Genomic DNA, 26,015 nt, shown 5'->3' with positions numbered 1-26,015 from the left:
GCCGATGCGGCGACATGCCACAGCACAATAAGGAGTTCCCCGGATAAGAAACGCTACCAATCGGCAGCTAAACCATCCGTAAAATAAGCCATACCGGGGCACTCGCTGCAACAAACGGGCGCGACCGGTGTGCGGAACGAACAACAAAGACGACCGAGGATTCGCCAGCATGCTGTCATTCTTCCGCTCGGACGCTCCGAACGCCCCCATTTCCGGCAGTCCGGTCGGCAACCCGGCTGGCAAATCCGATCCGGCAACGCCGGCGACCGCGCCGGCGGAAGCGCCGGTCCGCAGCCTGTGCCTGCCGGCCGCCCAGATCGGCGCCACGGCGCTGGAGGGGCTGGGCTTCGCCGCCGGCGCGCCGGCTCTGGTCGTCGGCTTCGTGTCGCCGCATGTCGATTTCGCCGCCACCTCCCGCGCCCTGCGCTCCGCCCTTCCGCCGTCGACGCAACTGGTGCTGGTCTCCACCTCGGGCGAGCTGTGCGCGGCCGAAGGCCAGCCGCTCTATCGCAAGGCCGGCGACCGCTGGGACAGCGTGGTGCTGCAATCCTTCAGCCCGCGCCTGTTCGCCGGAGTCAGCATCCACACGGTGCCGCTGCATTGCGACGACCTGCGCGCCGGCCGCCCGACCCGCGACGTGCCGGCGCGGGTGGAGGCGATCCGCGGCGAGCTTGACCGCATCCGCGTCCCCTTCGCCGTCGACAGCCACGACACGGTGGCGTTGACCTTCATCGACGGCCTGTCGGCCAGCGAAAGCTGGTTCATGGAGGCGGTCTACCGGTCCGGCCATTTCCCCTGCCTGTTCATCGGCGGCTCGGCCGGCGGCAAGCTCGATTTCCGCAACACCCACCTGTTCGACGGCCAGCGCGTGCTGGAGAATTCGGCGGTGACCATTTTCCTGAAGATGGCGCCCGGCATCCGCTACGGCATCTTCAAGTCGCAGAATTTCCGCCCGACCCAGACCCGCTTCGCCGTGGTCGATGCCGACCCGATGCGCCGCATCGTGCGCAGCGTGATCGACCGCGACAGCTTCGAGGTCATCGGCTTCATCGACGCATTGGCCAAATCCCTGCGCTGCAAGCCGCAGGACCTGCCGGGCAAACTGGCCAACAACACCTTCGCCGTCGAGATGGAGGGGGAGCTGTTCGTCCGTTCCATCTCTGGCTTCGATTTCGAGAAGGGCGAGGTCGGCTTCTACTGTGACGTCAATCCCGGCGATTCGCTGTGTCTGGTGGAGGCGACCGACTTCGTCCGCCAGACGGAGGACGACCTCGCGGCCTATCTGCGCGGCAAGCCGCGACCGGTGGGCGCCATCCTGAACGACTGCATCCTGCGCCGGCTGAACAACCCGGACCAGCTGTCGCGGGTCCATGCCTTCGACGGGCTGGCCGCCGCCGGCTTCTCCACCTTCGGCGAACTGCTGGGCATCAACATCAACCAGACCCTGTCGGCGCTGATGTTCTTCGAGGTGCCGCCCGGCACCGCCTTTGCCGACGACATGGTCGACCGCTTCCCGGTGCATTACGCCCGGTTCCAGAGCTATTTCATCGCCACCCGCTACAACCGGCTTGAACTGCTCAGCCGCATCCGCAACGCGGTGATCGAGCGGATGCACAGCTATCTCGACGCGCTGGTGACGCTGACCGGCGGCGTGCAGGAGACCGCCAGCTATGCCGCGCGCATCGGCGGTTCGATGTCGGCGATCGAGGCGACGCTGAACCGCCACGCCACCCTGTTCGACGGCCACGCCGACCGCAAGGAGGCGCTGGTGCGCGAGTTCACCCAGCTCAACACCGTGGTGAAGAGCATCGAGAAGGTGCTGGCGGTGATCGACGGCATCGCCAGCCAGACCAACCTGCTGGCACTGAACGCCACCATCGAGGCGGCCCGTGCCGGAGAGGCGGGCAAGGGTTTCGCCGTGGTGGCGGCGGAAGTGCGCAAGCTGGCCAACGACACCAAGCAGACACTGGGCGACACCCGCCGCGCCATCGATCAGGTGGTGACCTCCGTCCGCTCGGTCGGCGGCCAGCTCGACGACACCAGCGCCCGCATGGACGAAGCCGCCTCCGCTTCGCAGGAGCTGCAGACCGACATCCATGCGGTGATCGACGAGGTGGAGGGGGCGCAGAAGGCCATCGAAGGCCGCCTGTCCGACATGAACGACCATGCCCGCCGCATGGAGGACATCAACCATTACATCGGCTTCCTGAAGCAGCTCGACCGGGCGGGGTGAGAGCACGCGCGGCGGGTGCCCCCACCCACCGCAGCACCTACAGCAGGAACACCGAAGCCAGCCCCAGGAAGGCCAGGAAGCCGACGACGTCCGTCACCGTCGTCAGGAACACCGCGCTCGACACCGCCGGATCGACCCCCAGCTTTTCCAGCCCCAGCGGGATCAGGGCGCCGCTCAGGCCCGCCACCACCAGATTGATGATCATGGCGAGCCCGATGACGATGCCGATCAGGGGGCCGTACCAGACCAGCGCGATCAGACCGACCATCACGGCGAAGATGCCGCCGTTGATGAGGCCGACCAGCAACTCCTTCCCCACCACGCGCAGCGCGTTGGCCGACGACAGGTCGTGCGTCGCCAGCGCGCGGACGACGACGGCCAGCGTCTGGGTGCCGGCGTTGCCACCCATCGAGGCGACGATCGGCATCAGCACCGCCAGCGCCACGATCTGCTCGATGGTGGCCTCGAACAGCGAGATGACGCCCGACGCCAGGAAGGCGGTGGCGAGGTTGATGGTCAGCCAGCCGACGCGGCTGCGGGCGATGTCGGCGATGCCGCTGAACACGCCGGTGTCGCCCGACCCGCTCAGCTTGCGCAGGTCGTCCTCCGCCTCCTCGTCGATGATGCGGACGACGTCGTCGACGGTGATGACGCCGATCAGCCGGCCGGCGGGGTCGATGACGGGCGCGGAGACCAGGGCGTATTGCCGGAACAGGTTCGCCACCTCCGCCCGCTCCATGGTGGCGGGGATGGCGTCGACCTCGCCGGTCACCAGATCGGCGATGCGCACGGCCCGGCGCTGGCGCAGCAGGCGCGACAGCGGCACCGCACCCACCACCCGGTGCATCGGGTCGACGATGAAGATGTCGTAGAAATCCTCCGGCAGCGTGTCGGTCGCCGCACGGACGAAGTCGATGGTCTTGCCGACCGTCCAGAATTCCGGCACCGCGACCAGCTCGCGCTGCATCATGCGGCCGGCGCTGTCCTCGTCGTAGGTCAGGTTCTCCTGCACCAGGGCGCGTTCGGCGTCGGGCAGCTTCGCCAGGATCTGCGCCCGCGTCTCCGCGTCCAGATCCTCGATCAGCTCCACCGCGTCGTCGGTGTCGAGGTCGGCGACGGCGTCGGCCAGCTCCTGCGGCTCGAACCGTTCGATCAGCGCTTCGCGGAGATCGGGGTTCAGGTAGGACAGCACCTCGCCGTCCAGTTCGGCGGGGAGCAGGTCGATCAGGTCGGCGCGCTCGGTCGGCTCCGCCTGTTCGATCAGATCGGCGATGTCGGCGGCATGCAGCCCGTCCAGCCGCGCCAGCACGGCCTCGCGTTCACGGGCGCGCAGCAGGCCGACGATCTCTTCCACGAAATCCGGCTCGACGCCGTAGGGACGTTCGTCCTCCGCCTCGGGACCCGCATGGGGACGGCCGTGGGCGTGGGCTTGGCCGTGAGCGCGGGCGGCGCCGTCCGGCCGCAGATCCGGCGTGTGGGGATCGGAGTGCATGCCGGCACCCTCCCTTCGACGATGCAACCCCGAATGCCGGACCCGGATACCCTCGGGACTCCGACGGCATGGGAACGGCGGGACGGCTCCGCGATTTCGGACGGGGCCGGCGGCGTTCGGGGTTTGCGGGTTGTGGAAGCCTTCCGGCCGGTGCCGGGTGCCGTCCGTCAAGGGACGGGACCGGTGACGGCGGAAGCGCCCCCGACATAGAGGCGCCGCCCCCGTTTGTCCAGCCCGGTTCGGCAGGAACCGGCGGCATCGGCCGCTTTTGCCACCATATCCTTGCACCGCCGCGACCCTTCATGCTCCCATGCATCTGCGCCGCAACCAAGGCGGCGCATGATGGGGAGAGGGACCGGACGCGCCGATGGAGTATGCCTTCACCACCGTCGGCGGTCGCGACGGCATCCTGCTGTCCGGCCGCTGCACCTACGAGGACGGCACCCGCTTCCACGACATGCTGCGCGACTGGGACTTCGCGGCCAGCCCGGTGGTCCCGATCGACCTGCGCTTCGTCACCTTCATCGATTCCGCGGCCATCGGCATGATGTTCATCCTGGCGAACCGCTGCCGCGAGGCCGGCGGCCACATCGTCGCCAGCGGGGCCGCCCCGCACATCGTCCGCGCGCTGCGCCGCGCCACGCTGGACCGCTACATCGAGTTCCGCTGAAAAAGACGAAGGGCGGTGCCGCACCGTGCACCGCCCTTCGTCTTGCCCGGTCTTCGAAACCGATCAGGTCGGGTTCGGAACCGCGGAAGCCGCGTCGACGCCGAGCTTGGCGCGGGCGAGGCTGTTCAGCGCCTCGGTGTCGGCGAAGACATAACCCTTCTCGATCAGCTTCGACGTGTAGTGCTTGTTGTAGAGAAAGGCGGCGATGATGCCGGAAATGCCGCCGGTGAAGATAGCCAGCAGCATCAGAAGAAGCCCCATCCCCCAGTCGCCGCGGAACAGGGCCGGGAAACCGCCGAAGAACAGAGTGGTCCAGCTGAACCCAACCAGACCCTTCTTGAGCAGCCCCGTCTGCGGGTGCTTCATCATCACAACAGTCGCCATAAAATCCCCCGTCGCATCCCCAGGTCAAATGGTCTGGCACAACGCCACCCATTCCACCAATCGCAGCGCAGGATAGTACCTCTTTCGATAGGCGGCAAGAGATGCGCACGTGAATTCACAGAAAATGGTTTTCAGTCCACATCATCCAACGTGGAATATTTTCATTTTTATTATCGAATACGATATCAAATACTGTTGCACCTTGAGAGTATCCGGCCGCCTGCGGCCGGCACCGAACGCCCTGAACGCGACGAGAGGGGCACCTCGAAACGCCCCGCCCCTTCCCCGGAAGGCGTCTTCCGATGCTCCGTTGACCGTCCTTGTCATGAAAACGCAACACTGACGTTTGCCTCCCGCTCACCAAAGGAGTCGCAGTGGAGTTTCTGCATCGTCTCGACCAATCGCTGCTGTTGTGGCTGAACCAGTTCGCGGGACACAGCGCGGCGTTGGACATGGCGGTGCGCGGGATCGCCAACATCTATCTGATCAAACTGGGGCTGTTCAGCGCCGCCCTCTGGTGGCTGTGGTTCCGCCGGGAGGAGACGGAGGCCGGGCGCCGGCTGGTGGTGGATGCCATCGCCGCGGTGGTGCTGGCGGTGGCCATGTCCATCCTGATCCAGGCGGTGATGCCGGCCCGGCCGCGCCCCCTGCACGACGCCGGCCTGCCCTTCGTCCCGCCGATCGGCCAGAGCCGCGACGCCCTGAAGAACTGGAGTTCCTTCCCCAGCGACAACGCCGCCCTGGGCTTCGCGTTGGCCGCCACCTTCCTCCGCGCCTCGCGTCCGTGGGGGCTGCTGGCCTGCCTGTGGGCGGCGGTGGTGATCGCGCTGCCGCGGGTCTATCTGGGCCTGCATTATCCGGGCGACGTCATCGGCGGCGCCCTGATCGGCATGCTGAGCGCCTTCGCCGTCGCCCGGCTGCTGCCGATGGGCGGCGTCCACCGGCTGGTCGCCTGGGTCGAGGAACGCTGGCGCCCCTGGTTCTACAGCGCCGCTTTCCTGGTGATCTACGAGATGATGGTGCTGTTCGAGGATGCCCGCCGCGCGGCCGGGGGAGCGTCTAAGCTGCTGCACGCGCTGGCGGGGTAAGGCCCGGACGCTCAAATCCCAGATACGAAAAAGCCCGCTCGGTCTTGCGACCAGCGGGCCTTTCGGTGTTCCCGTATCCCCGGGATGGTCCCATCTGCATGGGAGAGTGGTGCGGTCGAGAAGACTCGAACTTCCACGGGTTGCCCCACAGCGACCTCAACGCTGCGCGTCTACCAATTCCGCCACGACCGCATCAGGCTGGTAGTCCCCGACGCTCGCTCGCGCGCCTCATCGGGTGGAGCGGGTAGATATCAGCTTCCCGATGGCCGATCAAGCGTTACAATCATCGTCTGCGAAGAAAAATTCGGAACGGCCCTCCGGCCGCTCCGCCCACACCGCAAGCCGACATCGTTAGAGACCAGATCGAATGACCGTCCCGACCAGCCTGACCGCCAGTCCCCCCCAGTCCGACATGCCCGCCCCGCAGGCGATGGAGTGGCGCATCTCCGACGTGCCGGTGCCCTACCCCGACGCCATCGCCGAGATGGAGGCCCGCGTCGAGGCGATCCGCGCCGGCACCGCGCCGGAGCTGGTCTGGCTGCTGGAGCATCCGCCGCTCTACACCGCCGGCACCAGCGCGCGCGACGAGGATCTGCTGGAGGCCGACCGCTTCCCCGTCTACCGCAGCGGGCGCGGCGGCCAGTACACCTATCACGGGCCGGGACAGCGCGTGGCCTACGTCATGCTGGACCTGAAGAAGCGCGGCGCCGACATCCGCGGCTTCGTCCGCGATCTGGAGGAATGGATCATCCGCACGCTCGCCGCCTTCAACATCAAGGGCGAGCGGCGCGAGGGCCGCGTCGGCATCTGGGTCGACAAGCAGCCCTATGGCGGGCTGAAGGGCCAGGAGGACAAGATCGCCGCCATCGGCGTGCGGGTGCGGCGCTGGGTCAGCTTCCACGGCATCGCCCTGAACGTGGAGCCGGACCTGTCCCATTTCGGCGGCATCGTCCCCTGCGGCATCGCCGAGCATGGCGTCACCTCCATCGTGGCGCTGGGCCAGCTGGTGACGATGGAGGACGTCGATTCCGCCCTGATCGCGGCATGGCCGGAGGTGTTCGGCGGCCCGATGCGGGGCGAGGAGGACGGCGAGGGGTAAGGCTAGTACTTCTTGAACCCGCCGGCGGCCGGGGTGGCGGCCTGGCTGCCGGCAGGGTTCACGCGTGGGTCCTGGTTGTCCATCGACTGCACGGTGCAGCCGGTCGAATCGCCGTTGCGGAACAGGTAGATCTTCTTGCGGTCGGCCTTCTTGCCGGGATCGTTCAGGTTCAGCCCGTGGCCGAAGGCGACGCCCAGCACCTCGCCCTTGTAATAGGCGCGGAAACGCATCGGTTCGATCTCGTTGAAGCGCAGGGCGGCGCACTCCTTGCTCAGTTCCTTCTCGAACTTGCCGGCCTTGCGCCAGTCCTCCTTGGAGCGGATCGTCATCCACTGCGACGGCAGCGCGTATTGCACGATCGGCGGCGCTATCGGCAGGCTGGCTCCCGGCTGCGGCGGCGCCATGTGGCCCTGCTCCGTCCGCTCCAGCGCACCGGCCAGCGCCGGGGCGGCACCCAGCAGCGTCAGCCCGCACAGCCAGAGGGCTGCCTTGATCGGCGCATCAAATCCGGACATCGAACCCACGCTCCTTGACCTCGCCGACCGGCTTCTCCGTTGCCGGCATGTGTTTTGAAAGCATGGGGTGCATCACCTCCCCCAAACGTCCGGAGAGCGACAGCGACAGGTCCAGCGCTCCACCTGCCTCCGGCACCCCCAGCGGCTGCAGCGTCACCGTGCCTTCCAGTCCCTGCGGCGGCCCGGACATCGCCCCGGTCAGCATCTCCATGACGCGGCCGAGATCGTCGATGGCGACCCGGTCGGTCTCGACCGTCAGCCCCTTGCCCGGACGGATGGCGGAGCGCATGGCGGCCAGCCCCTCCCCCTTCTCCTCGGCCGGCACCCGCGCCAGTACCAGGGCCGTCTCGTCCAGCCTCACTTCCACATTCCCGTCAGCAAGGGTGAGGCCAATCCCCCGCAGTTCGACCGCCACGTCCTGCCGGGCATCCGTTGCCAGTGGCCGCAACTCGCCGGCCGGTCCATCCAGCGCCATCACGGTAGCCCCGCGCTCCGCGACGCCGAAGCGGGCGACGAGCGCGGCTTCGGCAGCATCGGCATCGCTCCGGTCCATGCCGAAGGCGGTCAGCAGCCGAGCCAAATCGCGTGCCAGCGCCTGGATCGCCGGCCCCAGCCGGTCGGCAAAGTCGGCAACCGGCGGTCCGGACGGCCGCGCCGACACATCCTCCGCCGCCTCCGGCCCCAGGCTGAGGCGAACGGCGGGGTCGCCGCGTCCTGGCACGGAGGGAGTTTTTGGCGGCGGTGAAGCCACGGGCGCGCGGACAGCCTTGACCTTCGCCTCCGCCGCCTTGGCAAAGACGCCGGTGAGCATGGCCTTCATGTCGGCCACATCCGGCTTTCTGGCGGTCATCCAGCCACCGTCCCCAAACCATTTCGCCCCGAACCTCTCAGGGGCCAGCATGCCGCCGTCATGGTTAGCGGAACGCTAATGCGCGACCTTACGCCGTCGGCCGCTGCTCGAAACCGGCCATGCCGGGGTCCTGCTCCGGTTCGGACACCACGTCGCGGACGATGGCCGAGGGCGGGCCGCGGCGGCAGGCGTCCAGCATGCGGTCGACGGCGTCGGCGGGGCCGGCGAACAGGGCCTCCACCGTGCCGTCGCTGCGGTTGCGCACCCAGCCGGTCAGGCCGAGAGCCCCCGCCTGATCGACGGTCCAGCCGCGATACCACACCCCCTGCACCCTGCCCTGGATGCGGACGCGCACCGCCTTGCGATCAACGGCGGTCATGCGGCGCTCCGTTTGCCCTGCTCCTCGTCCAGCAGGGCCTTGCGGGACAGCTTTCCGATCATGGTCTTGGGCAGCTCCTGGCGGAATTCGACGACTTTCGGCATCTCGATGGGCGAAAGCTTGTCCTTCAGGAAGGCGATCAGTTCCTCCGCGGTCAGGCTCTTGCCGTCGTCCAGCCGGACATAGGCCTTCACCGTCTGGCCGCGATACTCGTCCGGCAAGCCGGCCACCACGCATTCGGCGACCGCCGGGTGCAGGTAGATCGCCTCCTCCACATTGCGGGGATAGACGTTGAAGCCGCTGCACAGGATCATGTCCTTGATGCGGTCGACGATGGTGGTGTAGCCGTCCTCGTCCATCACCCCGACATCGCCGGTGTGGAGGCGGCCGTCGACCAGCGTCTGCGCCGTCTCGGCCGGCCGGCGCCAATAGCCCTTCATCACCTGCGGCCCGCGGATGCAGACCTCGCCCTTCTCGCCCGGCGGCAGGACGCGGCGCGGTTCCTCCAGGCTGACGATCTCGACGACGGTGCCGGGCAGCGGCAGGCCGATGGAGCCCTTCTTGTCCGAATGCAGAACCGCCGGATTGACGGTGGCGACGGGCGAGCATTCCGACAGGCCATAGCCCTCCACCAGCGTGCAGCCGGTCGTGCGCTCGAACGCCTCCTTCACCTCCAGCGGCAGCGGCGCCCCACCCGACATGCAGAAGCGGATCGACGAAAGATCGAACTTCTCCAGATGTTTATGATGGTTGATCGCGGTGTAGATGGTCGGCACGGCGGGGAACAGGGTGATGCGTTCCTTCTGCAGGGTACGCATCACCTGCTCCAGCTCGAAGCGTGGCAGCAGGACGATCTCCGCCCCCAGATGCAGGCCGAAATTCATCACCGCGGTCATGGCGAAGACGTGGAACAGCGGCAGCACGCCCAGCATGCGCTCCTGCGCATCCTCGGCTCCGCCCTCCCCCGGCTTGCGCTCCTTCGCCGCGTACCAGGTCGCGCACTGGATGGTGTTGGCGTAGAGGTTGGCGTGGGTCAGCATCGCACCCTTCGGCACACCGGTGGTGCCGCCGGTGTATTGCAGCACCGCGACATCCTCCTGCGCATCGATGGCGACCGGAGTCGGCCGGCCGTCGTTGGCGATCAGTCTGGCGAAGGGGATGTGGCGGTCGTCGCGCGGGATCGCCGCGATCTCCGCCTTTTTGGCGATGGGGAACAGCCAGTTCTTCGGGAAGGGCAGGATGTCGGCCATGCGGCAGATGACCAGCCGCTTCAGCCCGGTCTCCTCCAGCATCCGCGCCATCTTGCCGTAGAGAAGCTTCAGGTCCAGCGTGACCATCAGGTCGATGTCGCTGTCGCCGATCTGGTGGACCAGTTCGCGCTCGGCATAGAGCGGGTTGAAGTTCACCACCGTGCCGCCGGCCTTCAGGATGGCGAAGAAGGCGATGACGTAATAGGGCGTGTTGGGCAGGAACAGCCCGACCCGCGTGCCCTTCCCCACCCCGATCGCCTGGAAGCCGCGGGCGGCGCGGTCGACCAGCCGCCCAAGCTCGCGATAGCTGGTGCGCTTGCCCAGGAAGTTCAGGCAGGGCTTGTCGCCGTGGCGGGCAACCGCGCCTTCCAGCAACTCGGTCAGCGGCCGGGCCGGGATGGGCATCGCCCAATCCACCGTCGGTGGGTATGAGGCCAGCCATGGATAATCGGGCAGCTTGCGGGCAGCGTCTCCCATGTGCGGTTCCTCCCCTTGGTTCTTCGTCCCGGTGGCCGGTTTCGCCCGGCACCGCCGCTGCCCTGAGTCTACGCCGGGAAGCGGGGGATTGTCCCCTGGAGAGGAGATGGGATCGCCGCCATCCGGAACAAGCAGCCATCTTGCACAAGCAGGAGGTGTGCCGCGTGCCGCGCTATCGCACGCCGCGCAGCCGGTGCAGCACCTCCACCGCCATCCATTCGGCGAGGTTTCCGTCCTCGCCATCCAGGAAGACGGCGACGGAGACCGGGACCGGCCCCGGCGCATGGAAGGCCGCGGGCGTGACCCCCGGCCCGCCGCCGGTGTGGCCCCAATAGGGTCCGGCCACCGGGTCCAGCTCCACCATCATGCCGAGCCCATAGGACGGCTCGACCCAGGGCCGCCCGCCCATCGGCCCGCCGACCGGAAGCCCGTCCCGCATCCGCCGCAGCAGCGCGTCCGGCAGATAGTCCTCCGTCAGGCCGTGGATGAGGCGGCAGGCATCCACCGCCGTCATCGCCGCCACCCCATGCGACACCCAGCCGGGATGATAGGCCTCCGCCACCGGAGCCCCGCCGAAGGTCGGGCTCGGTCCGAAGAACAGCCCGTCAAGGTCGGACCGGTCGCGCAGAAGCGATGCGCTGGACAGGCCGAGCGGGCCGAAGACCTCGCGCGCCAGCAACTCCGCCAGCGGGGCGCCGCCCGCCCGCTCCAGCAGCCGGCCGATCAGCAGATAGCCGATGTTGGAATAGGCGAAGCTGCCGACCGGCGGTCCTTCGCCCTGCGCCACCCCGGAGCGCGCCAGGAACTCGTCGCCGCTCCAGGGCTCCGCGCCGGCCGCGACGGCGGCATGGTAGTCGGCCCGGCCGCCATACTCGGGCAGGCCGGCGCGGTGGGTCAGGATCTGCGCCACGCTGACCGACACGGGCCGCCCGGCCAGTTCCGGCAGCCAGCGCTCCGCCGGCCCGTCGAGATCGACCACGCCGCGCGCGGCCAGCCGCAGCACGGCGGCGGCAAGAATGGTCTTGGTCAGGCTGTAGACCAGGGCGCGCCGGTCGGCCGGATCAGCCGCCGACACACCGCGCACGGGCTTCCGCCGCAGCACCAGCGTGCGGACCGGCTCCGCATCGGCCCCCCGGCCACGGACGAAGGCGACGATGGCGGTCGCGGCCGGAGCGGGGCTTGCGCTTTCCTCCCCCAGCAGGCCGGTCAGGGCGGCGGTCAGCAGGCCCAGTTCGGTATCCGCGCCCGCCATTTTGTTCTTGTCCATTGCTCGCCCACTCCCGCTACCCGTCCTGTTTGTCACCACAGATAAGAAGGCACTCACAAGGCAAAGGAAAATCGGGTCCGCTCCTACTGGGGCGCCCCGCAGGTGGGCCGTTAACCACAACTGCCAGCTGTCACCCGGTGCCGGCCTGCTGTATCCTTATGAAACCGCCCCCGTGGAGGGACGTGCCATGCCTGTGATGGACGCCGACCAGCGCCGCAAACTGGAAGACCAGCTGCTTCGCAAGGCGGAGGAAGCGATACGCACCCTGCGCCGGGAGGCGGAGACCGGCGACCCCGCCCGCGTCGACTCCTTGGCGGAGGGAATGGCCGGGCTGCTGAAGACCCGGGAATTCCCCAGTCTGCGCGCCGCCGAGTTCCGCGAGCTGACCCGCGCCATCCAGCGCGGCGCCTATCAGCGCAGCGTCGATTCGCTGCTGATCCAGGCCGAACGCTGCGGCCATCGCGGCGACGAAAAGGGACGCAACGCGCTGCTGACCCAGGCCAAGGACCATTTCGCCAAGGCCCTGCGCTTCGGCGCCGACGACGAATTCCGCCACGGTGTCGAGCGTCGCGTGCAGGCGACGCTGATGACCAGCAAGGACGGTGTGGACGACCGCACCAAGCAGGCGGCCAAGCACAAGCTGGACCAGCACGACGTCGGCGCCAAGCCGCCCAACGGCATCGAGCGCCGCCGCGCCATCCGCTACATGGACCCGGTCCTGGCGGTGGAGGCGGAGGGGCGGCGCTGCACCACGATCAACTGGTCGACCCGCGGCCTGCTGGTCGATCTGCCGCCGGAGGAGTTCGCCCACGCCGTCGGCGGCAAGCTGCGGCTGGAGCTGTATTGCCCCGAGGTTCCGGAGACCGTCGGTCCCGATAAGATCAGCCATCGCGTCGGCGGCCGGCAGATCGCCCATGTGGTGCGCCTCGACCCCGACCGCCGCGCGGTGGCCCTGTCCTTCCCCGACATCAGCACCGTGATGCTGGACCTGATACACGCCATGAAGGAGGCCGGCATCAAGCCCGAACCGGAGCGCTGACGCCCTCAGGCCTGCACCGCGCCGTCAACCGCCGCCCTCAACCACCAATGAAGCGCCCGTTATGGCCGCGACGCAACGGATGTTCGTCCGGATCGGCGACGGGCAGCAGTCCATTGATGCGCGCCCCCGCCTCTGCCGGCAGGCAGAACAGGTTGATCCCCATGCCAAGCCCGTGGATCTCCGTGCCGTTGTCCACCAGCCCATGGCCGAAGATCGCCTCGGACCGGCCGGCGAAGTTGGCGGGATTGTGGAAGGCGGGCAGATACCAATAGCTGGCATAGCCCAGTTCCCCCAGCAGGCGGATCAGGGCCGCCGACTTGTCCGGCCGGTCATTCTCCACATAGAGGACCGGACGGTCGCGGGCGATCAGGCCGCGCGCGCCCTCCAGAACCTCGGCCTCCATCCCTTCGACATCGATCTTGATCAGACGGATGCGGCCCGCCCCGTCAGGAGCCAGACCATCCAGTCCCAGACCATCCAGCCGATGAACCGGCACCGGCCGGTCGCCGTGCAGCGCATCCAGCGACAGCGCGCCGTAATTGCCCTCCGCATCCATCGCCACGCCGGCAAGATGCAGCACCCCATCGGCGGCCCCGGCGGCGGCCAGCATGCCGTCCGCCCAGTCCAGCCCGTTCAGCGCCAGATTGCCGCACAGCAGCCGGTGGTTGGCGTCGATGGGCTCCAGCGCCAGGACCCGGCCGGTGGGACCGACCAGACGCGCCAGCGCCACCGTGTGGGCGCCGATGTTGGCGCCGACGTCGATCACCCGGTCCCCCGCCCGGACGCACTGGCGGAACAGCGCGACCTCCTGCTCGAAATACTCGCCGTAATAGTCCAGCGACCGGCCGACGACACTGTCGGTGCGCCGGTACATCATCAGGCCGTGCCTCGCCCTGACCAGCCCGACCGGCCCCGCACCGCCCAACAGATCCTCCGCCATCGCTCCCCCCCATATTGGCATGGGCGGCAGTGTAGCGGAGCCGGCCCTCAACGTCACATCACGCCGATCCCGCTGGGCGCCGTCACGGCATGTTCCTTCAGGATCGCTTCGGAGATCGCCGACACCTCGATCAGTTGCACCTCGTAGCCCCACAGGTTGGCGATGTGGCGCAGCACCGCCTTGGCGTCGCTCTCGTCCAGCAGCACGCCGTTGGTGACGCGGTGCTGCAGGATCAGTTTGCGGTCGCCGGCAAGGTCGACGTCGACGATCTGGATGTCCGGTTCCAAATAGCCCAGGTCGTACTGGCGGGCCAGCTTCTTGCGGATGTCGCGATAGCCGCGTTCGTTGTGGATGTGATCGACCAGCAGATAGGGGTCCTCCGCGTCGTCGCGCACGCTGAACAGCTTCAGCTTCCGCATCAGATGCGGGCTGAGATATTGCAGGATGAAGCTTTCGTCGCGGAAGTTGGCCCAGGCCTCGCGCACCGCCGCCATGCCGTCGCCGCGGCCGGCGAGGTCGGGGAACCACTGGCGGTCCTCGTCGGTCGGCTTCTCGGCGATGCGGGCGATGTCCTGCATCATGGCGAAGCCGATCGCGTAGGGGTTCAGGCCGGAGAAGCGCTTGTCGTCGAATTCCGGCTGGAACACCACCGACGTGTGCGAGTGCAGGAACTCCAGGAAGGCGCCTTCGCTGATCTGGCCGGTCTCGTGCAGGCGGCTCATGATCTGGTAATGGACGTAGGTGGCGCAGCCCTCGTTCATCACCTTCGTCTGTTTCTGCGGGTAGAAATACTGGGAGATGTGGCGGACGATGCGCAGGATCTCGCGTTGCCAATGCTCCAGCCGCGGCGCCTTCTTCTCCAGGAAATAGAGGATGTTCTCTTCCGGCAGGCCGAGCAGCTTCTTGCGCTCCGACACCGACTTGGCCGGGCGCTGGCCGGCGGCCGGCTTCGGCACCGTGCGCCACAGATCGTTGAAGGTCTGGTCCTGATATTCCTGCCGCTCGCGCTCGCGCCGCTGCTCGGTCCGCAGGTCGGAGCGCTTCTTCGGATACTTGTGCACGCCCTGGCTCATCAGCGCATGGGCGGCGTCCAGCACCCGTTCCACCGCGGCGTGGCCGTAGCGTTCCTCGCAATGGGTGATGTAGGTCTTGGCGAATTCCAGATAGTCCAGGATGCCCTGGGCATCGGTCCATTGCTGGAACAGCTGGTTGTTCTTGAAGAAATGATTGTGGCCGAAGGCGGCGTGGGCGATCACCAGCGTCTGCATCGTCATGGTGTTCTCTTCCATGATGTAGCTGATGCAGGGGCTGGAATTGATGACGATCTCATAGGCCAGGCCGCGGTAGCCCTTGCGGTACATCATCTCGTCGCGGGCGAAATGCTTGCCGAAGGACCAGTGCCGGTACATCAGCGGCATGCCGATCGACGAATAGGCGTCGAGCATCTGCTCGGCGGTGATGACCTCGATCTGGTTGGGATAGACGTCGAGGCCCATCTCCTTCAGCGCGATGTGCTCGACGGCGTCGTAGACGCGCTTGATCTTGTCGTAATCCCACTCGACGCCGTCATACAGCAGCGCGTCGGGTCTGGTGATCACAGCCGTCATTCTCGATCTCCCCCAGCCTTCCATTCTTGGAAGGAGTTCAAAACTGCCCTCTCCCGCCCCGGGAGAGGGAGGGGCCCGCCGAAGGCGGGAGGGTGAGGGGTGATTCAAAGGGCCAGAAGCGCATGGTTCCTTGGATCACCCCTCACCCTTCCCATGCTCCGCATGGGCCCCTTCCCTCTCCCGGGACGGGAGAGGGAGATTACGCCCCCGCCTTCTCGCGGGCGAACAGCTCGCGGAAGACCGGGAAGATCTCCCGGCGGGAGCGGACGCGGCGCATCGCCAGCGGGCGTTCCGGGCTCTGCACCTGCTTGTAGGTGCGCCACAATTCGGTTTCGCGGCCCAGCGCCGACAGGCCCATGTTGTGTTCCGCCGCCACCTCGATGTAGGCGAAATACTGGCACATCGGCAGGATCACGTCGCGCAGCAGGGTCGCCGACTTGGCGTTGTCCGACGACATGTTGTCGCCGTCCGACGCCTGGGCGGCGTAGATGTTCCATTCATTATGCGGATAGCGCTCCTGCACGACCCTCTGCATCTCCTCCAGCGCGGTCGACACCACGGTGCCGCCGGTTTCGGTGGAGTAGAAGAAGGTTTCCTCGTCCACCTCCTTGGCCTCGTGGGTGTGGCGGATGAAGACGATGTCGACCGCGCGGTAGCGCCGCCGCAGGAACAGGTACAGCAGCATGAAGAAGCGCTTGGCCAGGTCCTTCATGTGCTCGGTCATCGAACCGGACACGTCCATCAGGCAGAACATCACCGCCTGGGCGATCGGCTTCGGCACCGATTCGAACCGGTTGTAGCGGACGTCGATCGGGTCGATGAAGGGAATGCGCTTGGAGCGCAGGACGATGTGTTCCAGCTGTTCGCGCAGCGCCTGGATCTGGTCGGCATCCTCGCCGGCCTCCTCGGCCTCGCGCAGCATCTCCTCCAGTTCGCGGATCTCGTCGCGCTTGGGGCGTTTCAGCGCGATGCGGCGCGACAGGCTGTTCCGCATGGTGCGGACAAGATTGAGGTTGGCGGGCGATCCCGACACCGAATAGCCGGCCCGCGTCAGCGTGTGCGATTCGGACTGCTTGACCTTCTGCTTCACCAGATCGGGAAGCTCCAGATCCTCCAGGAAGATGTCGAGGAATTCGTCGCGCGACAGGACGAAGCGGAACTCGTCCTCGCCCTCGCCGTCGGCGCTGCCTTCGCTGCCGCGGCCGCCACCGCCGCCGTCCGGGCGCTGGATGGTGTCGCCTTCCACATATTCCTTGTTGCCGGGCACGACATAGTCGCGCACCCCGCCTTGGGCAGCGCGGTGGAAGGACGGTTCGCGCACCCCGCCGGCGGCAATCGTCACCTTCTCCCCGTTCTCGATATCCTGGATGCCCCGTTTGCCCGAGGCGTCGCGGACCGCCTTGACCACCTGTTCCTTGGCACGGCGAAGGAAGCGCTGGCGGTTGGCCAGGCTCTTGCCCTGCGGGTTCAGGCGACGGTCGATGATGTTCATCAAGGGGCTGGCCCTCCCACCCGTTTCGTCACGCGGCCTTCGAACTCTGACAGCATTCTATGACAGTGGGGTTGCCGCGGGGCGTTGCAACACCCCGCCCCGCGGCAATTATGCACCCCGTCAGCGGACAAACTTCAACCCACTGGCCTCAGCCCGCCTGCTTGACCCGCATGTACCACTCGACCAGCCGGCGGACCTGCCGCTCGGTGTAGCCGCGCGTCATCATGCGCGAGACGAACTCGGTGTGCTTCTTCTCGGTCTCGCCGTCCTTCTTCGAGCCGAAGCTGATGACCGGCAGCAGATCCTCGACCTGGCTGAACATCCGCTTCTCGATGACCTCGCGGATCTTCTCGTAAGAGGTCCAGGACGGGTTGCGTCCGGCATTCGCCGCCCGGGCGCGCAGGGCGAACTTCACCACTTCGTTGCGGAAGTCCTTCGGGTTGGCGATGCCCGCCGGCTTCTCGATCTTGGTCAGCTCCTGGTTCAGCAGCTCGCGGTTCATCAGCTGGCCGGTGTCGGGATCCTTGAAGTCCTGATCCTCGATCCAGGCGTCGGCATAGTCCACGTAACGGTCGAACAGGTTCTGGCCGTAGTCGGAGTAGGATTCCAGATAGGCCTTCTGGATCTCGTTGCCGATGAACTCGGCATAGCGCGGGGCGAGTTCGGCCTTGATGAACTCGACGTACTTCTTCTCCGTCTCCTCCGGGAACTGTTCGCGCCGGATCGCCTGTTCCAGCACATACATCAGATGCACCGGGTCGGCCGAGATCTCGGTCGAGTCGTAGTTGAAGGTGGAGGCCAGAACCTTGAAGGCGAAGCGGGTGGAAATGCCGCCCATGCCCTCGTCGACGCCGGCCTGGTCCTTGTACTCCTGCATCGACTTGGCTTTGGGATCGGTTTCCTTGACGCTTTCGCCGTCATAGACCCGCATCTTGCTGTAGAAGCTGCTGTTCGGATGCTCGCGCAGGCGCGACAGCACCGAGAAGCGGGCCAGCATCTCCAGCGTCGCCGGGGCGCAGGGGGCCGTCGCCAGATCGGAACTGCGGACCAGCTTCTCGTAGATCTTCTGCTCCTCCGCCACCCGCAGGCAGTAGGGGACCTTGATGACGCAGATGCGGTCGATGAAGGCTTCGTTGTTCTTGTTGTTCTTGAAGGTCTGCCACTCCGCCTCGTTGGAGTGGGCCAGGATCACGCCCTGGAAGGGGATGGCGCCGATATTCTCGGACCCGACATAATTGCTCTCCTGCGTCGCGGTCAGCAGGGGGTGCAGCATCTTGATCGGGGCCTTGAACATCTCGACGAATTCCAGCATGCCCTGGGTCGCCCGGTTCAGGCCGCCGGAGAAGCTGTAGGCGTCGGGATCGTTCTGGCTGTAGATCTCCAGCTTGCGGATGTCGACCTTGCCGACCAGCGACGAGATGTCCTGGTTGTTCTCGTCGCCCGGCTCGGTCTTGGTCACGCCGATCTGGCGCAGCTTGCTGGGATGCAGCTTCACCACCTTGAAGCGGTTGATGTCGCCGCCGAATTCGTCGAGGCGCTTGACCGCCCACGGGCTCATCAGCCCGGTCAGGCGGCGCTTCGGGATGCCGAAGCGTTCCTCGAGTTCGTCGCCGATCTCGTCCGGGTTGAACAGGCCGAGCGGGCTTTCGAAGATCGGGCTGATCTCCTTGCCGGCCTTCAGGACATAGATCGGGCACTTCTCCACCAGCGATTTCAGCCGCTCCGCCAGCGACGACTTGCCGCCGCCGACCGGGCCCAGCAGGTAGAGGATCTGCTTGCGCTCTTCCAAGCCCTGGGCTGCGTGCCGGAAGAATCCGACGATCCGTTCGATCGTCTCTTCCATGCCGTAGAACTCGGAGAAGGCGGGATAGACCTTGATGGTCCGGTTCATGAAGATGCGGCCAAGCCGCGGGTCGCGGGCCGTGTCGACCACCTCCGGTTCGCCGATGGCGGCCAGGATGCGTTCGGAGGCCGAGGCGTAGGACATGGGGTCGTCGCGGCACAGCTGGAGATAGTCCATCAGGGACATCTCGGTCTCGCGGCGGGTCTCGTAATTCTGCGTGTAGCGCGTGAACAGTTCGTCGGCCGGGAACATTCGTCGCTCCGTCTTATCTGGTCCGATGCGCCGGGGCGCCGCCGGTGGCTGCGGCGGCAGGCCGCGGCGCATGCCGCGATCCATGGGGCACTCCAGGGAAGACGCGGACCTCGTCGGGTCCACAGCCTCCCCGCTCAGCGGTAGAAGCCAGCGGTCTGGTGTAAGGAACGGTCCTGTGAAGGCCGGGAGCCGTCCGTCCTGCGACGCGGCAACCCCCGAACGAGTCATTTTTGAATGTAATGCTCCACCTAGAGCTTTCCAGGCACTCAGGCTCCATAGCCGGAAAGCCCGCCGTGAAGCCGGCCTCAGCCATAGGACCTAGGTCCCACGGCCAGTGTGGGTGCGGCGAGCGCACCTGTTCAACCAACGCGCGTGTTTGCCGCGCGTGCGGCGGAAGGTTCGGCGATTGGACTGTGACGGTATTGCGGAGAGACGGCGTGTATCCGGCGGCAGTCGTCGTTGCCCGTCCGGTCGGGGAGAGTTGCCCAGTGCTGGTCGATCCATTGCGGTTCGATCGGGCCCTCTTGATCACGCCATCGGCCTCCTCAAGCAAGCGCGCCGCCTCGACCAAGCACGGCGCAGGGATTTACCGTCGATGCTGAACTCCAAACCTTAACAAAATCTCGCAAGCGACATTGCGGCTGGCCGTATCGCATGGCCGGTGCTCCGCAGCACTTCGCCCCAATACCTCTTTGAGATCATGTTGCGTCCCAATCGTCCCCATCAACAAGGCGGAAATTGGGTGAGGATGCGGCGCCCATGCGGCGCGGTGGGGGACTACCGCTGGATTACCGAATTGTTTCAACAACTTGGCAAGCTTGCCACGGGGTGGGAAATTTTACGGAGGGGGCCGCGCCCGGCCGGCCGCCGCCGTGGGGAGCGACAATCACAGGCGGTAGACGAGACTTTCGGCCAAGGCCCGCTCAGACCGGAAGGCTGGTCCCCAGCCCCATGGCCAGGACCTCGCGCAGGCTGGCGGGGGTGACCGGCTTGGCCAGCACCGCGTCGGCGCCGCCGTCGCGCGCCTGGGCCTCGCGGTCGCCGTCGACACGGCCGCTCATCAACACCACCGGCAGGGCCTGCCGGTACGGCTCGCCGCCGGCGCGGAGCGCGCGGACGAAACCGAGGCCGTCCATCGGCTGCATTTCCACGTCGCACAGCACCAGATCGGGAGAGTGGGCGGCGACGGCGGCGAGGCCCGACTCGCCGTCGGCGGCCTGATGCACCGCCTTGACGCCCAGCGTGCCCAGCATCTTCGCCAACACCATGCGGGTGAATGACTCGTCCTCGATCACCAGGACCGACAGGGCGCCGAACGGCGTCTCCGTCCCGCCTGCCCCAGTGCCTTCAGCAGCATCCTCAGCCGACCGGTCAGCCACCACGCCCGCCCTTTCGCTTGAACCACCCGCGGCGGACTGGCACCGGGGATCATTTCGTGACTGAACCTGTGTACGATGGCAACCAGGACCGCGCAAGATATCCAAAAACAAGAGGGGCGGACTGCCCTGGATGAGCGGTTGCGCCGGTCCACCGGCCCCGCTTAGATGGGATACATGAGCTTCCTCGATCACATCCGCGCGTGCAACGCGCACGACCTGTCCGGCTTCCGCCCCTTCGAGCTGGACGGCCACACCGTGGGCTGGGTGCGCCACGCCCTGGCCGACGCGCTGCCCGGCGTCGATCCCGGCTTCGTCGTCACCGCCGACCGGTTGACCATTGCGCCCGAGATCCGGGACTTCGAAGCGCGCTCCACCCTGCTCGACCATGCCGCCGCCTATCTGGTGGAGCAGGGCACGGTCAAGGCGCTGCGCGGCGAATATTACCCCATCCTGCCGCGCTGGGGGGCGGAGCCGATGGCCCGGCTGGACCGCGCCGCGGTCGGCGCCTTCGGCATCGAGGCCTATGGCCTGCACATCAACGGCTTTGTCCGCGACGAGGCCGGCGGGAATGGGGCCGGCGGCCTGCTGCTGTGGGTCGGCCGCCGCGCCCGCGACCGCGAGGTGGCGCCGGGCCAGTTCGACAACCTGATCGCCGGCGGCCAGCCCATCGGCCTTACGCTGGCCGAGAATCTGGAGAAGGAGGCGGCGGAGGAGGCCGGGCTCGACGCCGAGACCGCGCGGCGCGCCGTGCCGGTCGGCGCCATCAGCTACACCATGGAGACGCCGGCCGGTCTGAAGCGCGACCGCCTGTTCGTCTACGACCTGGAACTTCCGCCCGGCGTCACCCCGGTCAACACCGACGGCGAGGTGGAGTGCTTCGAACTCTGGCCGCTGGACAAGGTGGCCGACTCGGTGCGCAGCACCGGCGACTGGAAGTTCAACGTCAACCTCGTGGTGATCGATTTCCTGGTCCGCCACGGCTGGCTGACCCCGGAGAACGACCCCGACTATCTGGAGATCGCCTGCGGCCTGCGGCGGTAGGGCTCTGTGTCATTGGATTAGGATTCGATCGACACTCTGGAACCGACACGTCTCCAATTCCGATGTCATCCCCGCGCAGGCGGGGATCCAGAAAACTCCGCAGACAGGCCGTCGAACGGACTGGATTCCCGCCTTCGCGGGAATGACGGTCGAGGGGAGGAGGCGCAGACTTCGGATAGACCTCCGCCTCTACCGTCACCCACACAAAAAAGGCCCCGCCCTCTTGCGAGAGCGGGGCCGTTTTCTTCCGGCCGCGGCGGCGCCCGGTACCTTGCAGTTACTGCGGCAGCGGCTGCGGGCTGTCGGCCAGCGAGCGCAGGTAGGCGATGACGGCGGCGCGGTCGTCGTCCTTCTTCAGGCCGGCAAAGGTCATCTTGGTACCCGGAGCGTAGGCCTTCGGGTCGTAGAGGAACTTGTTCAGCTCGTCGTAGGTCCAGGTGCCGCCGGTCTTGACCAGGGCATCGGAATAGCTGAAGCCCTGCATATGGCCCTTCGGACCGCCGACGACGCCGTACAGGTTCGGGCCGACCTTGGCCGAACCGCCCTTGTCGAAGCCGTGGCAAGCGGCGCAGGCCTTGGCGACCTTCTGGCCGGCTTCCGGGCTGGCGGCGGCGAGCAGCGGCGCGATCGGCGCCGGACCGGTGGGAGCGGCACCCTTGTCGGCGGGCGCGCTGGCCCCCTCGGGCGTCGCGATGACATAGACGCTCTGTTCGAGCGGCTTCGAATGAACCAGCACCTTGGACGCGAATCCGGCCAGCATCGCGATCAGCCCGGCCAGCAGCACGGCGCCGAAAACCTTGTTCCACTCCATGCTCATTGAGAGCCCCTTTTTTCCCTATTTCAGTACACTCGGCGTTTCTCCCGCCCGCGGCCGAACGCGCCGCGGTTACCATAGCCCGCGGTCCGAAGCTTGTCATAGCCCGGCGGACCGCGAAAAAAGGTCGCATACAAATTTGTCGCAGTCACCAACCTCTTAATTTGCTTGCGCATCACGCTGCACTGCAAAACGCCCTCCACTCGGGTCATACCGGCACTTGACGCCGCACCGGCGTCCATGTTTCACCCGCGCCAATGCCCTCTGGCCCGCTCTGGCGGACCTGATGCCTTTACCACCGGAGCTTCCGCGCCATGCCGACCGCCTCCAGCCCCACCCGTCCCGCCAACCCGATCGTGGTGATCCCGGCGCGCATGGCCTCCACCCGGCTGCCCGGCAAGCCGCTGGCCGACATCCTGGGGGCGCCGATGATCGTCCATGTGCTGCGCCGCGCCATGGAGGCCGCCATCGGCCCGGTGGTGGTCGCCTGCGCCGAGCCGGAGATCGCCCGCGCCGTCGAGGCCGCCGGCGGCACCGCCGTGCTGACGCGCCCCGATCATCCCTCGGGCTCCGACCGCATCTTCGAGGCGCTGCGGCTGATCGACCCGGAGGGGCGGCACGACGCGGTGGTCAATGTGCAGGGCGACCTGCCCACCATCGAGCCGGAGAGCGTGCGCGCCGTCTTCGCCCCGCTGGCCGATCCGGAGGTCGACATCGCCACGCTGGTCGTCGAGATCACGCGGGAGGAGGAAATCAGCGACCCCAACGTGGTCAAGGCGGTGCTGGAGCTGCCGCCCGGCGCCCGCCAGGGCCGCGCGCTGTATTTCACCCGCGCCACCGCGCCGACCGGCGACGGGCCGCTCTATCACCACATCGGCCTCTACGCCTATCGCCGGGCAGCGCTGGAACGTTTCGTGTCGCTGCCGCCCTCGGTGCTGGAACAGCGCGAGCGGCTGGAGCAGCTGCGCGCCCTGTCGAACGGCATGCGCATCGACGCGGCGGTCGTTGACGCGGTTCCGCTGGGTGTCGATACTCCCGCCGACCTGGAGCGCGCCTGCGCCCTCCTCTCCGCCCGCAAGGGCGGCTGAAACCTGATGTTTCCGGCCGCAAGGCTGGCCGATAGCCTGACCAACCAGCCTCAATAAAGATTCGCCGGGGGAACTTCGTCCATGCCCACGTCCAACATCATCGCCTTCCAGGGCTTCCCCGGCGCCTATTCCGATCTGGCCTGCCGCAATGCGCGGCCGACCATGACGACGATGCCCTGCGCCACCTTCGAGGACGCCTTCTCGGCGGTGCGCGAGGGTCGGGCCTCGCTGGCGATGATTCCGGTGGAGAACTCCATCGCCGGCCGCGTCGCCGACAACCATTACCTGCTGCCGGAAGGCGGCCTGCACATCATCGGCGAGCATTTCCAGCGGGTGAACCACCAGCTGCTGGCGCCGAAGGGCGCCACGCTGGACAGCATCCAGACCGTGCGCAGCCACATCCAGGCGCTGTCCCAGTGCCAGACCGCCATCCGCGAGCTGGGGCTGCAGGCGATCAACCATGCCGACACGGCGGGGGCGGCGAAAGAGATCGCGGCGATGAACGACCCGCGCCATGCCGCCATCGCCTCGTCATTGGCCGCGGAAATCTACGGGCTGGACATCCTGAAGAGCGGGATCGAGGACGCCGCCCACAACACCACCCGCTTCCTGATCCTGGCGCGCGAACCGAAGCTGCCGGCGCTGGGCTCCTGCAAGACGATCACCACCTTCGTCTTCCGCGTCCGCAGCGTGCCGGCCGCGCTGTACAAGGCGCTGGGCGGCTTCGCCACCAACGGCGTCAACATGACCAAGCTGGAAAGCTACATGGTCGGCGGCCACTTCACCCAGACCCAGTTCTATGCCGACGTGGAGGGCCATCCGGACGAGCGCCCGCTGCGCCTCGCCCTGGAGGAACTGGATTTCTTCGCCCGCGAGGTGAAGATCCTCGGCGTCTATCCGGCCAACCCCTTCCGCTATCAGGAAAGCCAGCGCGTCGGCGAGGACTGACGCCGTCCCGGCGTCTCTCTCCCGCAACGCCGCAAGTCCTTTCGCAGCCGCCGCAAGTCGCGCGTCATTCCGCCGCAGTGACGCGACTTAGCCGTGGCCGCGTCCGGCAGGTGCTGGGCATGATTAGCGAAAGTTGTTATACAATAAAGACCGGCAAGGACCGGGGTCATAAGCCTACGAATACAACAAGACACCACGGCGGCTGACGGGTGAAACCCCGCCGACGGCCATGGCGCCACGGATGGAGGTTGCCATGCTCACGATGGACGATTGCCTCGGGTTGGCTAATCTGGAGGCGGAGGAGGTGGCGCAGATCGCCGCCCACGAACATCTCCCCTTCATGACCGCCCTGGAAAAGGGCGCCTCGCTTCTGCATGAGCCCTGGGGCGACGCCGCCGTCCGCCAGATGGTGTGGGACAATCTGTGCAGCGCCGACCGCCGCCGTCCGGCCGAAGCGGCCTCGCTGATGACGCTCTACAACGACACCTGCACACGTCATCCGAACCCATTCGACCGCCGCTGCTCCCCAGCCCGCGCGGTCGGGCCGCAGCGGCGGCATTGAGGGGGACACCGGCCTTGAGACAGATGATGGAACCGCGACCATTCGGCCGTTGAACGGACGGACGGCACCGATCATCTTATAGCCTGTTCTCATGGAAAGGGACCGGAGCGGCGCCTCATGACCACGATGCAGAGCGAAGTCTATGAGGCGTTCCGGTCCATCGACGTGCCGGAGGACAAAGCCGTGAAAGCAGCGGCAGCCCTCAGCAAACGGGACGACGATGTCGGGGCGCTGAAATCCGACATGAACCTGATGAAGTGGATGCTCGGCTTCGTCCTTGCTTTTCAGATCGGCATTTTCGTGAAGCTGTTCATCCACTGACTCCCCCTCACCCCTCCGCCAACCATTCCCGGATCAGGCGGTGGGCGATCGAGTCGGCGCGGGCGAGGCGGAAGGTCTCGTCCGGGGTGTGGGTGCGCAGGAAGTCGCGGTCGAACCAGCGGGCGCTTTCCAGCTCGTCGTTGCCGGTGTCGATGTCGAAGCTGGTGGCCCGCGCGGTGAAGCCGAGCATCAGCGACGACGGGAAGGGCCAGGGCTGCGACGAGCGATATCGGATGTCGGTCACGGTCAGCCCGACCTCCTCGAACACCTCGCGGGCGACGGTGTCCTCCAGGCTTTCGCCCGGTTCGAGGAAACCGGCCAGCACCGAATGCATGCCCGGCGGGAATCGGCTCTGGCGGCCCAGCACGATCCGGTCGCCGCCGTCATGCACCAGCATGATGACGGCCGGGTCGGTGCGCGGGAAATGGTGGGTGGCGCAGTCGGGGTTGGTGCAGAGGCGCACATGGCCGCCTTCCGCCGACGCGGCCGGGGAGCCGCAGACGCCGCAGAAGCGATGGCGGGCGTTCCACCACACCATGCCGCGGGCATAGGCGCACAGCGCCGCCTCCCCTTCCGGCATCAGCGGTCCGGTGGCGCGCAGATCCTCGAACCGGCCGTGGCCCTGCAAGGCCGGCAGCGCATCCGGCTCCTCCACCATCGACAGGTCGACGGTGAAGAGCGGGGCGCCATCCTCCATCAGCCCGAGGAAGATCGGCACGGCATCCAGCCCTTCCGCCGGCAACAGGACGGCGCGCGGCGCATCCAATGGACCGGCAACGAAGCTTTTGGTCTGCCAGACCGGCAGGACACGGGATGCGGGGGCGAGCCAGGCCTCCGTCAGCCAATCCTCATCCTTGCGGCGGAGGGAGGCGCGGTCGACCGGCGCGGCGGCATAGATGTTGGGTCGGTTCGTCATGGCTGGTGGAGGCTGCCACAAGCCGTGCCGGGCGAAAAGCCCTGCCGGTGGCGTAGCTGTCCTGCGACG

The 26,015-nt window shown here is 67.1% G+C and carries 24 protein-coding genes and 1 tRNA gene; 10 read left to right on the top strand and 15 right to left on the bottom strand.

Going from position 1 to position 26,015, the window contains the following annotated elements; all coding sequences use genetic code 11:
* The first annotated feature begins 169 nt into the window (after positions 1-169).
* Positions 170-2,233 (top strand): methyl-accepting chemotaxis protein, encoded by a 2,064-nt coding sequence (locus tag FZ029_RS19930; RefSeq protein WP_149271270.1) that lies wholly within the window; start codon positions 170-172, stop codon positions 2,231-2,233.
* A 37-nt stretch (positions 2,234-2,270) separates the two neighbouring features.
* On the opposite strand, the gene mgtE is transcribed toward FZ029_RS19930, so the two are convergent.
* On the bottom strand, positions 2,271-3,725 hold the full coding sequence (gene mgtE, locus FZ029_RS19925; protein ID WP_149271268.1) for a magnesium transporter: 1,455 nt from the start codon (positions 3,723-3,725) through the stop codon (positions 2,271-2,273).
* Between the two features lie 367 nt (positions 3,726-4,092).
* Here mgtE and FZ029_RS19920 point away from each other — a divergent pair, with 367 nt between their 5' ends.
* Entirely contained in the window at positions 4,093-4,395 is a 303-nt protein-coding gene (locus FZ029_RS19920; protein ID WP_085087879.1) for an STAS domain-containing protein, read from the top strand.
* A gap of 63 nt (positions 4,396-4,458) precedes the next feature.
* On the opposite strand, the gene FZ029_RS19915 is transcribed toward FZ029_RS19920, so the two are convergent.
* On the bottom strand, positions 4,459-4,779 hold the full coding sequence (locus FZ029_RS19915; protein ID WP_149196701.1) for a hypothetical protein: 321 nt from the start codon (positions 4,777-4,779) through the stop codon (positions 4,459-4,461).
* Positions 4,780-5,153: 374 nt separating this feature from the next.
* Between FZ029_RS19915 and FZ029_RS19910 the strand changes: the two genes are divergently transcribed.
* A complete protein-coding gene (locus FZ029_RS19910; RefSeq protein WP_149271266.1) occupies positions 5,154-5,867 on the top strand; it encodes a phosphatase PAP2 family protein in 714 nt (237 codons plus the stop codon).
* A 107-nt stretch (positions 5,868-5,974) separates the two neighbouring features.
* Here FZ029_RS19910 and FZ029_RS19905 read toward each other — a convergent pair.
* A tRNA-Leu gene (locus FZ029_RS19905) sits at positions 5,975-6,059 on the bottom strand.
* Between the two features lie 220 nt (positions 6,060-6,279).
* Here FZ029_RS19905 and lipB point away from each other — a divergent pair.
* Positions 6,280-6,966 carry a lipoyl(octanoyl) transferase LipB gene (gene lipB, locus FZ029_RS19900; RefSeq protein ID WP_149271303.1) on the top strand — a complete coding sequence of 229 codons (687 nt, stop codon included), beginning with the start codon at positions 6,280-6,282 and terminating at the stop codon, positions 6,964-6,966.
* A 2-nt stretch (positions 6,967-6,968) separates the two neighbouring features.
* Here lipB and FZ029_RS19895 read toward each other — a convergent pair whose 3' ends face one another.
* From FZ029_RS19895 to FZ029_RS19875, 5 genes are all read right to left on the bottom strand, one after another.
* Positions 6,969-7,481, bottom strand: coding sequence for a hypothetical protein (locus tag FZ029_RS19895; RefSeq protein WP_149271264.1), 513 nt, complete (start codon positions 7,479-7,481; stop codon positions 6,969-6,971).
* Positions 7,468-8,331, bottom strand: a complete 864-nt coding sequence (locus tag FZ029_RS19890) for a hypothetical protein (RefSeq protein ID WP_149271262.1) — start codon at positions 8,329-8,331, stop codon at positions 7,468-7,470. Before FZ029_RS19890 ends, FZ029_RS19895 begins: the two co-directional genes overlap by 14 nt.
* 88 nt (positions 8,332-8,419) lie before the next feature.
* Positions 8,420-8,710 (bottom strand): acylphosphatase, encoded by a 291-nt coding sequence (locus FZ029_RS19885; protein WP_149271260.1) that lies wholly within the window; start codon positions 8,708-8,710, stop codon positions 8,420-8,422.
* Positions 8,707-10,437 carry a long-chain fatty acid--CoA ligase gene (locus tag FZ029_RS19880; RefSeq protein WP_149271258.1) on the bottom strand — a complete coding sequence of 577 codons (1,731 nt, stop codon included), beginning with the start codon at positions 10,435-10,437 and terminating at the stop codon, positions 8,707-8,709. Before FZ029_RS19880 ends, FZ029_RS19885 begins: the two co-directional genes overlap by 4 nt.
* Before the next feature lie 172 nt (positions 10,438-10,609).
* Positions 10,610-11,704: a serine hydrolase domain-containing protein gene (locus FZ029_RS19875; RefSeq protein WP_247892410.1), complete on the bottom strand. Its 1,095-nt coding sequence runs from the start codon at positions 11,702-11,704 to the stop codon at positions 10,610-10,612.
* A gap of 187 nt (positions 11,705-11,891) precedes the next feature.
* On the opposite strand from FZ029_RS19875, the gene FZ029_RS19870 reads away from it, so the two are divergent.
* Positions 11,892-12,743, top strand: a complete 852-nt coding sequence (locus tag FZ029_RS19870; RefSeq protein WP_149271256.1) for a PilZ domain-containing protein — start codon at positions 11,892-11,894, stop codon at positions 12,741-12,743.
* 37 nt (positions 12,744-12,780) lie between these two features.
* Here the strand turns inward: FZ029_RS19870 and FZ029_RS19865 are convergent, their stop codons facing one another.
* The 5 genes from FZ029_RS19865 to FZ029_RS19840 form a co-directional block, all read right to left on the bottom strand.
* Positions 12,781-13,683 (bottom strand): FkbM family methyltransferase, encoded by a 903-nt coding sequence (locus tag FZ029_RS19865; RefSeq protein ID WP_247892409.1) that lies wholly within the window; start codon positions 13,681-13,683, stop codon positions 12,781-12,783.
* A gap of 53 nt (positions 13,684-13,736) precedes the next feature.
* Positions 13,737-15,290 (bottom strand): SpoVR family protein, encoded by a 1,554-nt coding sequence (locus FZ029_RS19860; RefSeq protein ID WP_149196723.1) that lies wholly within the window; start codon positions 15,288-15,290, stop codon positions 13,737-13,739.
* A gap of 199 nt (positions 15,291-15,489) precedes the next feature.
* Positions 15,490-16,782 carry a YeaH/YhbH family protein gene (locus FZ029_RS19850; protein ID WP_149271252.1) on the bottom strand — a complete coding sequence of 431 codons (1,293 nt, stop codon included), beginning with the start codon at positions 16,780-16,782 and terminating at the stop codon, positions 15,490-15,492.
* A gap of 148 nt (positions 16,783-16,930) precedes the next feature.
* Complete coding sequence (locus FZ029_RS19845) at positions 16,931-18,877, bottom strand: PrkA family serine protein kinase (protein WP_149196724.1); 1,947 nt, start codon at positions 18,875-18,877, stop codon at positions 16,931-16,933.
* A 923-nt stretch (positions 18,878-19,800) separates the two neighbouring features.
* Entirely contained in the window at positions 19,801-20,256 is a 456-nt protein-coding gene (locus FZ029_RS19840) for a response regulator (protein ID WP_247892408.1), read from the bottom strand.
* A 174-nt stretch (positions 20,257-20,430) separates the two neighbouring features.
* Between FZ029_RS19840 and FZ029_RS19835 the strand changes: the two genes are divergently transcribed.
* Positions 20,431-21,297, top strand: a complete 867-nt coding sequence (locus FZ029_RS19835; protein ID WP_149271248.1) for a DUF4743 domain-containing protein — start codon at positions 20,431-20,433, stop codon at positions 21,295-21,297.
* A gap of 277 nt (positions 21,298-21,574) precedes the next feature.
* Here FZ029_RS19835 and FZ029_RS19830 read toward each other — a convergent pair whose 3' ends face one another.
* Positions 21,575-22,114, bottom strand: coding sequence for a cytochrome c family protein (locus FZ029_RS19830; RefSeq protein WP_149196727.1), 540 nt, complete (start codon positions 22,112-22,114; stop codon positions 21,575-21,577).
* 311 nt (positions 22,115-22,425) lie between these two features.
* Here FZ029_RS19830 and FZ029_RS19825 point away from each other — a divergent pair, with 311 nt between their 5' ends.
* The 4 genes from FZ029_RS19825 to FZ029_RS19810 all read left to right on the top strand — a co-directional run bounded on the left by FZ029_RS19825 (position 22,426) and on the right by FZ029_RS19810 (position 25,030).
* Complete coding sequence (locus FZ029_RS19825; protein ID WP_149271246.1) at positions 22,426-23,199, top strand: 3-deoxy-manno-octulosonate cytidylyltransferase; 774 nt, start codon at positions 22,426-22,428, stop codon at positions 23,197-23,199.
* Positions 23,200-23,280: 81 nt separating this feature from the next.
* Positions 23,281-24,147, top strand: a complete 867-nt coding sequence (locus FZ029_RS19820) for a prephenate dehydratase (RefSeq protein WP_149196729.1) — start codon at positions 23,281-23,283, stop codon at positions 24,145-24,147.
* Between the two features lie 253 nt (positions 24,148-24,400).
* On the top strand, positions 24,401-24,709 hold the full coding sequence (locus FZ029_RS19815; protein WP_085090585.1) for a hypothetical protein: 309 nt from the start codon (positions 24,401-24,403) through the stop codon (positions 24,707-24,709).
* Between the two features lie 117 nt (positions 24,710-24,826).
* A complete protein-coding gene (locus tag FZ029_RS19810; RefSeq protein ID WP_109156943.1) occupies positions 24,827-25,030 on the top strand; it encodes an integrase in 204 nt (67 codons plus the stop codon).
* A 7-nt stretch (positions 25,031-25,037) separates the two neighbouring features.
* On the opposite strand, the gene nudC is transcribed toward FZ029_RS19810, so the two are convergent.
* Positions 25,038-25,946 carry an NAD(+) diphosphatase gene (gene nudC / locus FZ029_RS19805; protein WP_149271244.1) on the bottom strand — a complete coding sequence of 303 codons (909 nt, stop codon included), beginning with the start codon at positions 25,944-25,946 and terminating at the stop codon, positions 25,038-25,040.
* Between the last annotated feature and the right edge of the window lie 69 nt (positions 25,947-26,015).

Source organism: Azospirillum sp. Sh1 (assembly GCF_008365135.1).
Taxonomy (GTDB): Bacteria; Pseudomonadota; Alphaproteobacteria; order Azospirillales; family Azospirillaceae; genus Azospirillum; species Azospirillum oryzae.
The sequence above is the reverse complement of the archived record's forward strand: the minus strand, read 5'-3'. Positions and strand labels throughout refer to the sequence as shown.

What these genes read in the sequence shown, in the direction of transcription:
- FZ029_RS19860 (WP_149196723.1), bottom strand. Translation starts at nt 15,290, where the DNA reads ATGACGGCTGTGATCACCAGACCCGACGCGCTGCTGTATGACGGCGTC.
- FZ029_RS19930 (WP_149271270.1), top strand. Translation starts at nt 170, where the DNA reads ATGCTGTCATTCTTCCGCTCGGACGCTCCGAACGCCCCCATTTCCGGC.
- mgtE (WP_149271268.1), bottom strand. Translation starts at nt 3,725, where the DNA reads ATGCACTCCGATCCCCACACGCCGGATCTGCGGCCGGACGGCGCCGCC.
- FZ029_RS19810 (WP_109156943.1), top strand. Translation starts at nt 24,827, where the DNA reads ATGACCACGATGCAGAGCGAAGTCTATGAGGCGTTCCGGTCCATCGAC.
- FZ029_RS19865 (WP_247892409.1), bottom strand. Translation starts at nt 13,683, where the DNA reads ATGGCGGAGGATCTGTTGGGCGGTGCGGGGCCGGTCGGGCTGGTCAGG.
- FZ029_RS19830 (WP_149196727.1), bottom strand. Translation starts at nt 22,114, where the DNA reads ATGAGCATGGAGTGGAACAAGGTTTTCGGCGCCGTGCTGCTGGCCGGG.
- FZ029_RS19825 (WP_149271246.1), top strand. Translation starts at nt 22,426, where the DNA reads ATGCCGACCGCCTCCAGCCCCACCCGTCCCGCCAACCCGATCGTGGTG.
- FZ029_RS19815 (WP_085090585.1), top strand. Translation starts at nt 24,401, where the DNA reads ATGCTCACGATGGACGATTGCCTCGGGTTGGCTAATCTGGAGGCGGAG.
- nudC (WP_149271244.1), bottom strand. Translation starts at nt 25,946, where the DNA reads ATGACGAACCGACCCAACATCTATGCCGCCGCGCCGGTCGACCGCGCC.
- FZ029_RS19880 (WP_149271258.1), bottom strand. Translation starts at nt 10,437, where the DNA reads ATGGGAGACGCTGCCCGCAAGCTGCCCGATTATCCATGGCTGGCCTCA.
- FZ029_RS19850 (WP_149271252.1), bottom strand. Translation starts at nt 16,782, where the DNA reads ATGAACATCATCGACCGTCGCCTGAACCCGCAGGGCAAGAGCCTGGCC.
- FZ029_RS19875 (WP_247892410.1), bottom strand. Translation starts at nt 11,704, where the DNA reads ATGGACAAGAACAAAATGGCGGGCGCGGATACCGAACTGGGCCTGCTG.
- FZ029_RS19890 (WP_149271262.1), bottom strand. Translation starts at nt 8,331, where the DNA reads ATGACCGCCAGAAAGCCGGATGTGGCCGACATGAAGGCCATGCTCACC.
- FZ029_RS19895 (WP_149271264.1), bottom strand. Translation starts at nt 7,481, where the DNA reads ATGTCCGGATTTGATGCGCCGATCAAGGCAGCCCTCTGGCTGTGCGGG.
- FZ029_RS19820 (WP_149196729.1), top strand. Translation starts at nt 23,281, where the DNA reads ATGCCCACGTCCAACATCATCGCCTTCCAGGGCTTCCCCGGCGCCTAT.
- lipB (WP_149271303.1), top strand. Translation starts at nt 6,280, where the DNA reads ATGCCCGCCCCGCAGGCGATGGAGTGGCGCATCTCCGACGTGCCGGTG.
- FZ029_RS19915 (WP_149196701.1), bottom strand. Translation starts at nt 4,779, where the DNA reads ATGGCGACTGTTGTGATGATGAAGCACCCGCAGACGGGGCTGCTCAAG.
- FZ029_RS19920 (WP_085087879.1), top strand. Translation starts at nt 4,093, where the DNA reads ATGGAGTATGCCTTCACCACCGTCGGCGGTCGCGACGGCATCCTGCTG.
- FZ029_RS19870 (WP_149271256.1), top strand. Translation starts at nt 11,892, where the DNA reads ATGCCTGTGATGGACGCCGACCAGCGCCGCAAACTGGAAGACCAGCTG.
- FZ029_RS19845 (WP_149196724.1), bottom strand. Translation starts at nt 18,877, where the DNA reads ATGTTCCCGGCCGACGAACTGTTCACGCGCTACACGCAGAATTACGAG.
- FZ029_RS19835 (WP_149271248.1), top strand. Translation starts at nt 20,431, where the DNA reads ATGAGCTTCCTCGATCACATCCGCGCGTGCAACGCGCACGACCTGTCC.
- FZ029_RS19885 (WP_149271260.1), bottom strand. Translation starts at nt 8,710, where the DNA reads ATGACCGCCGTTGATCGCAAGGCGGTGCGCGTCCGCATCCAGGGCAGG.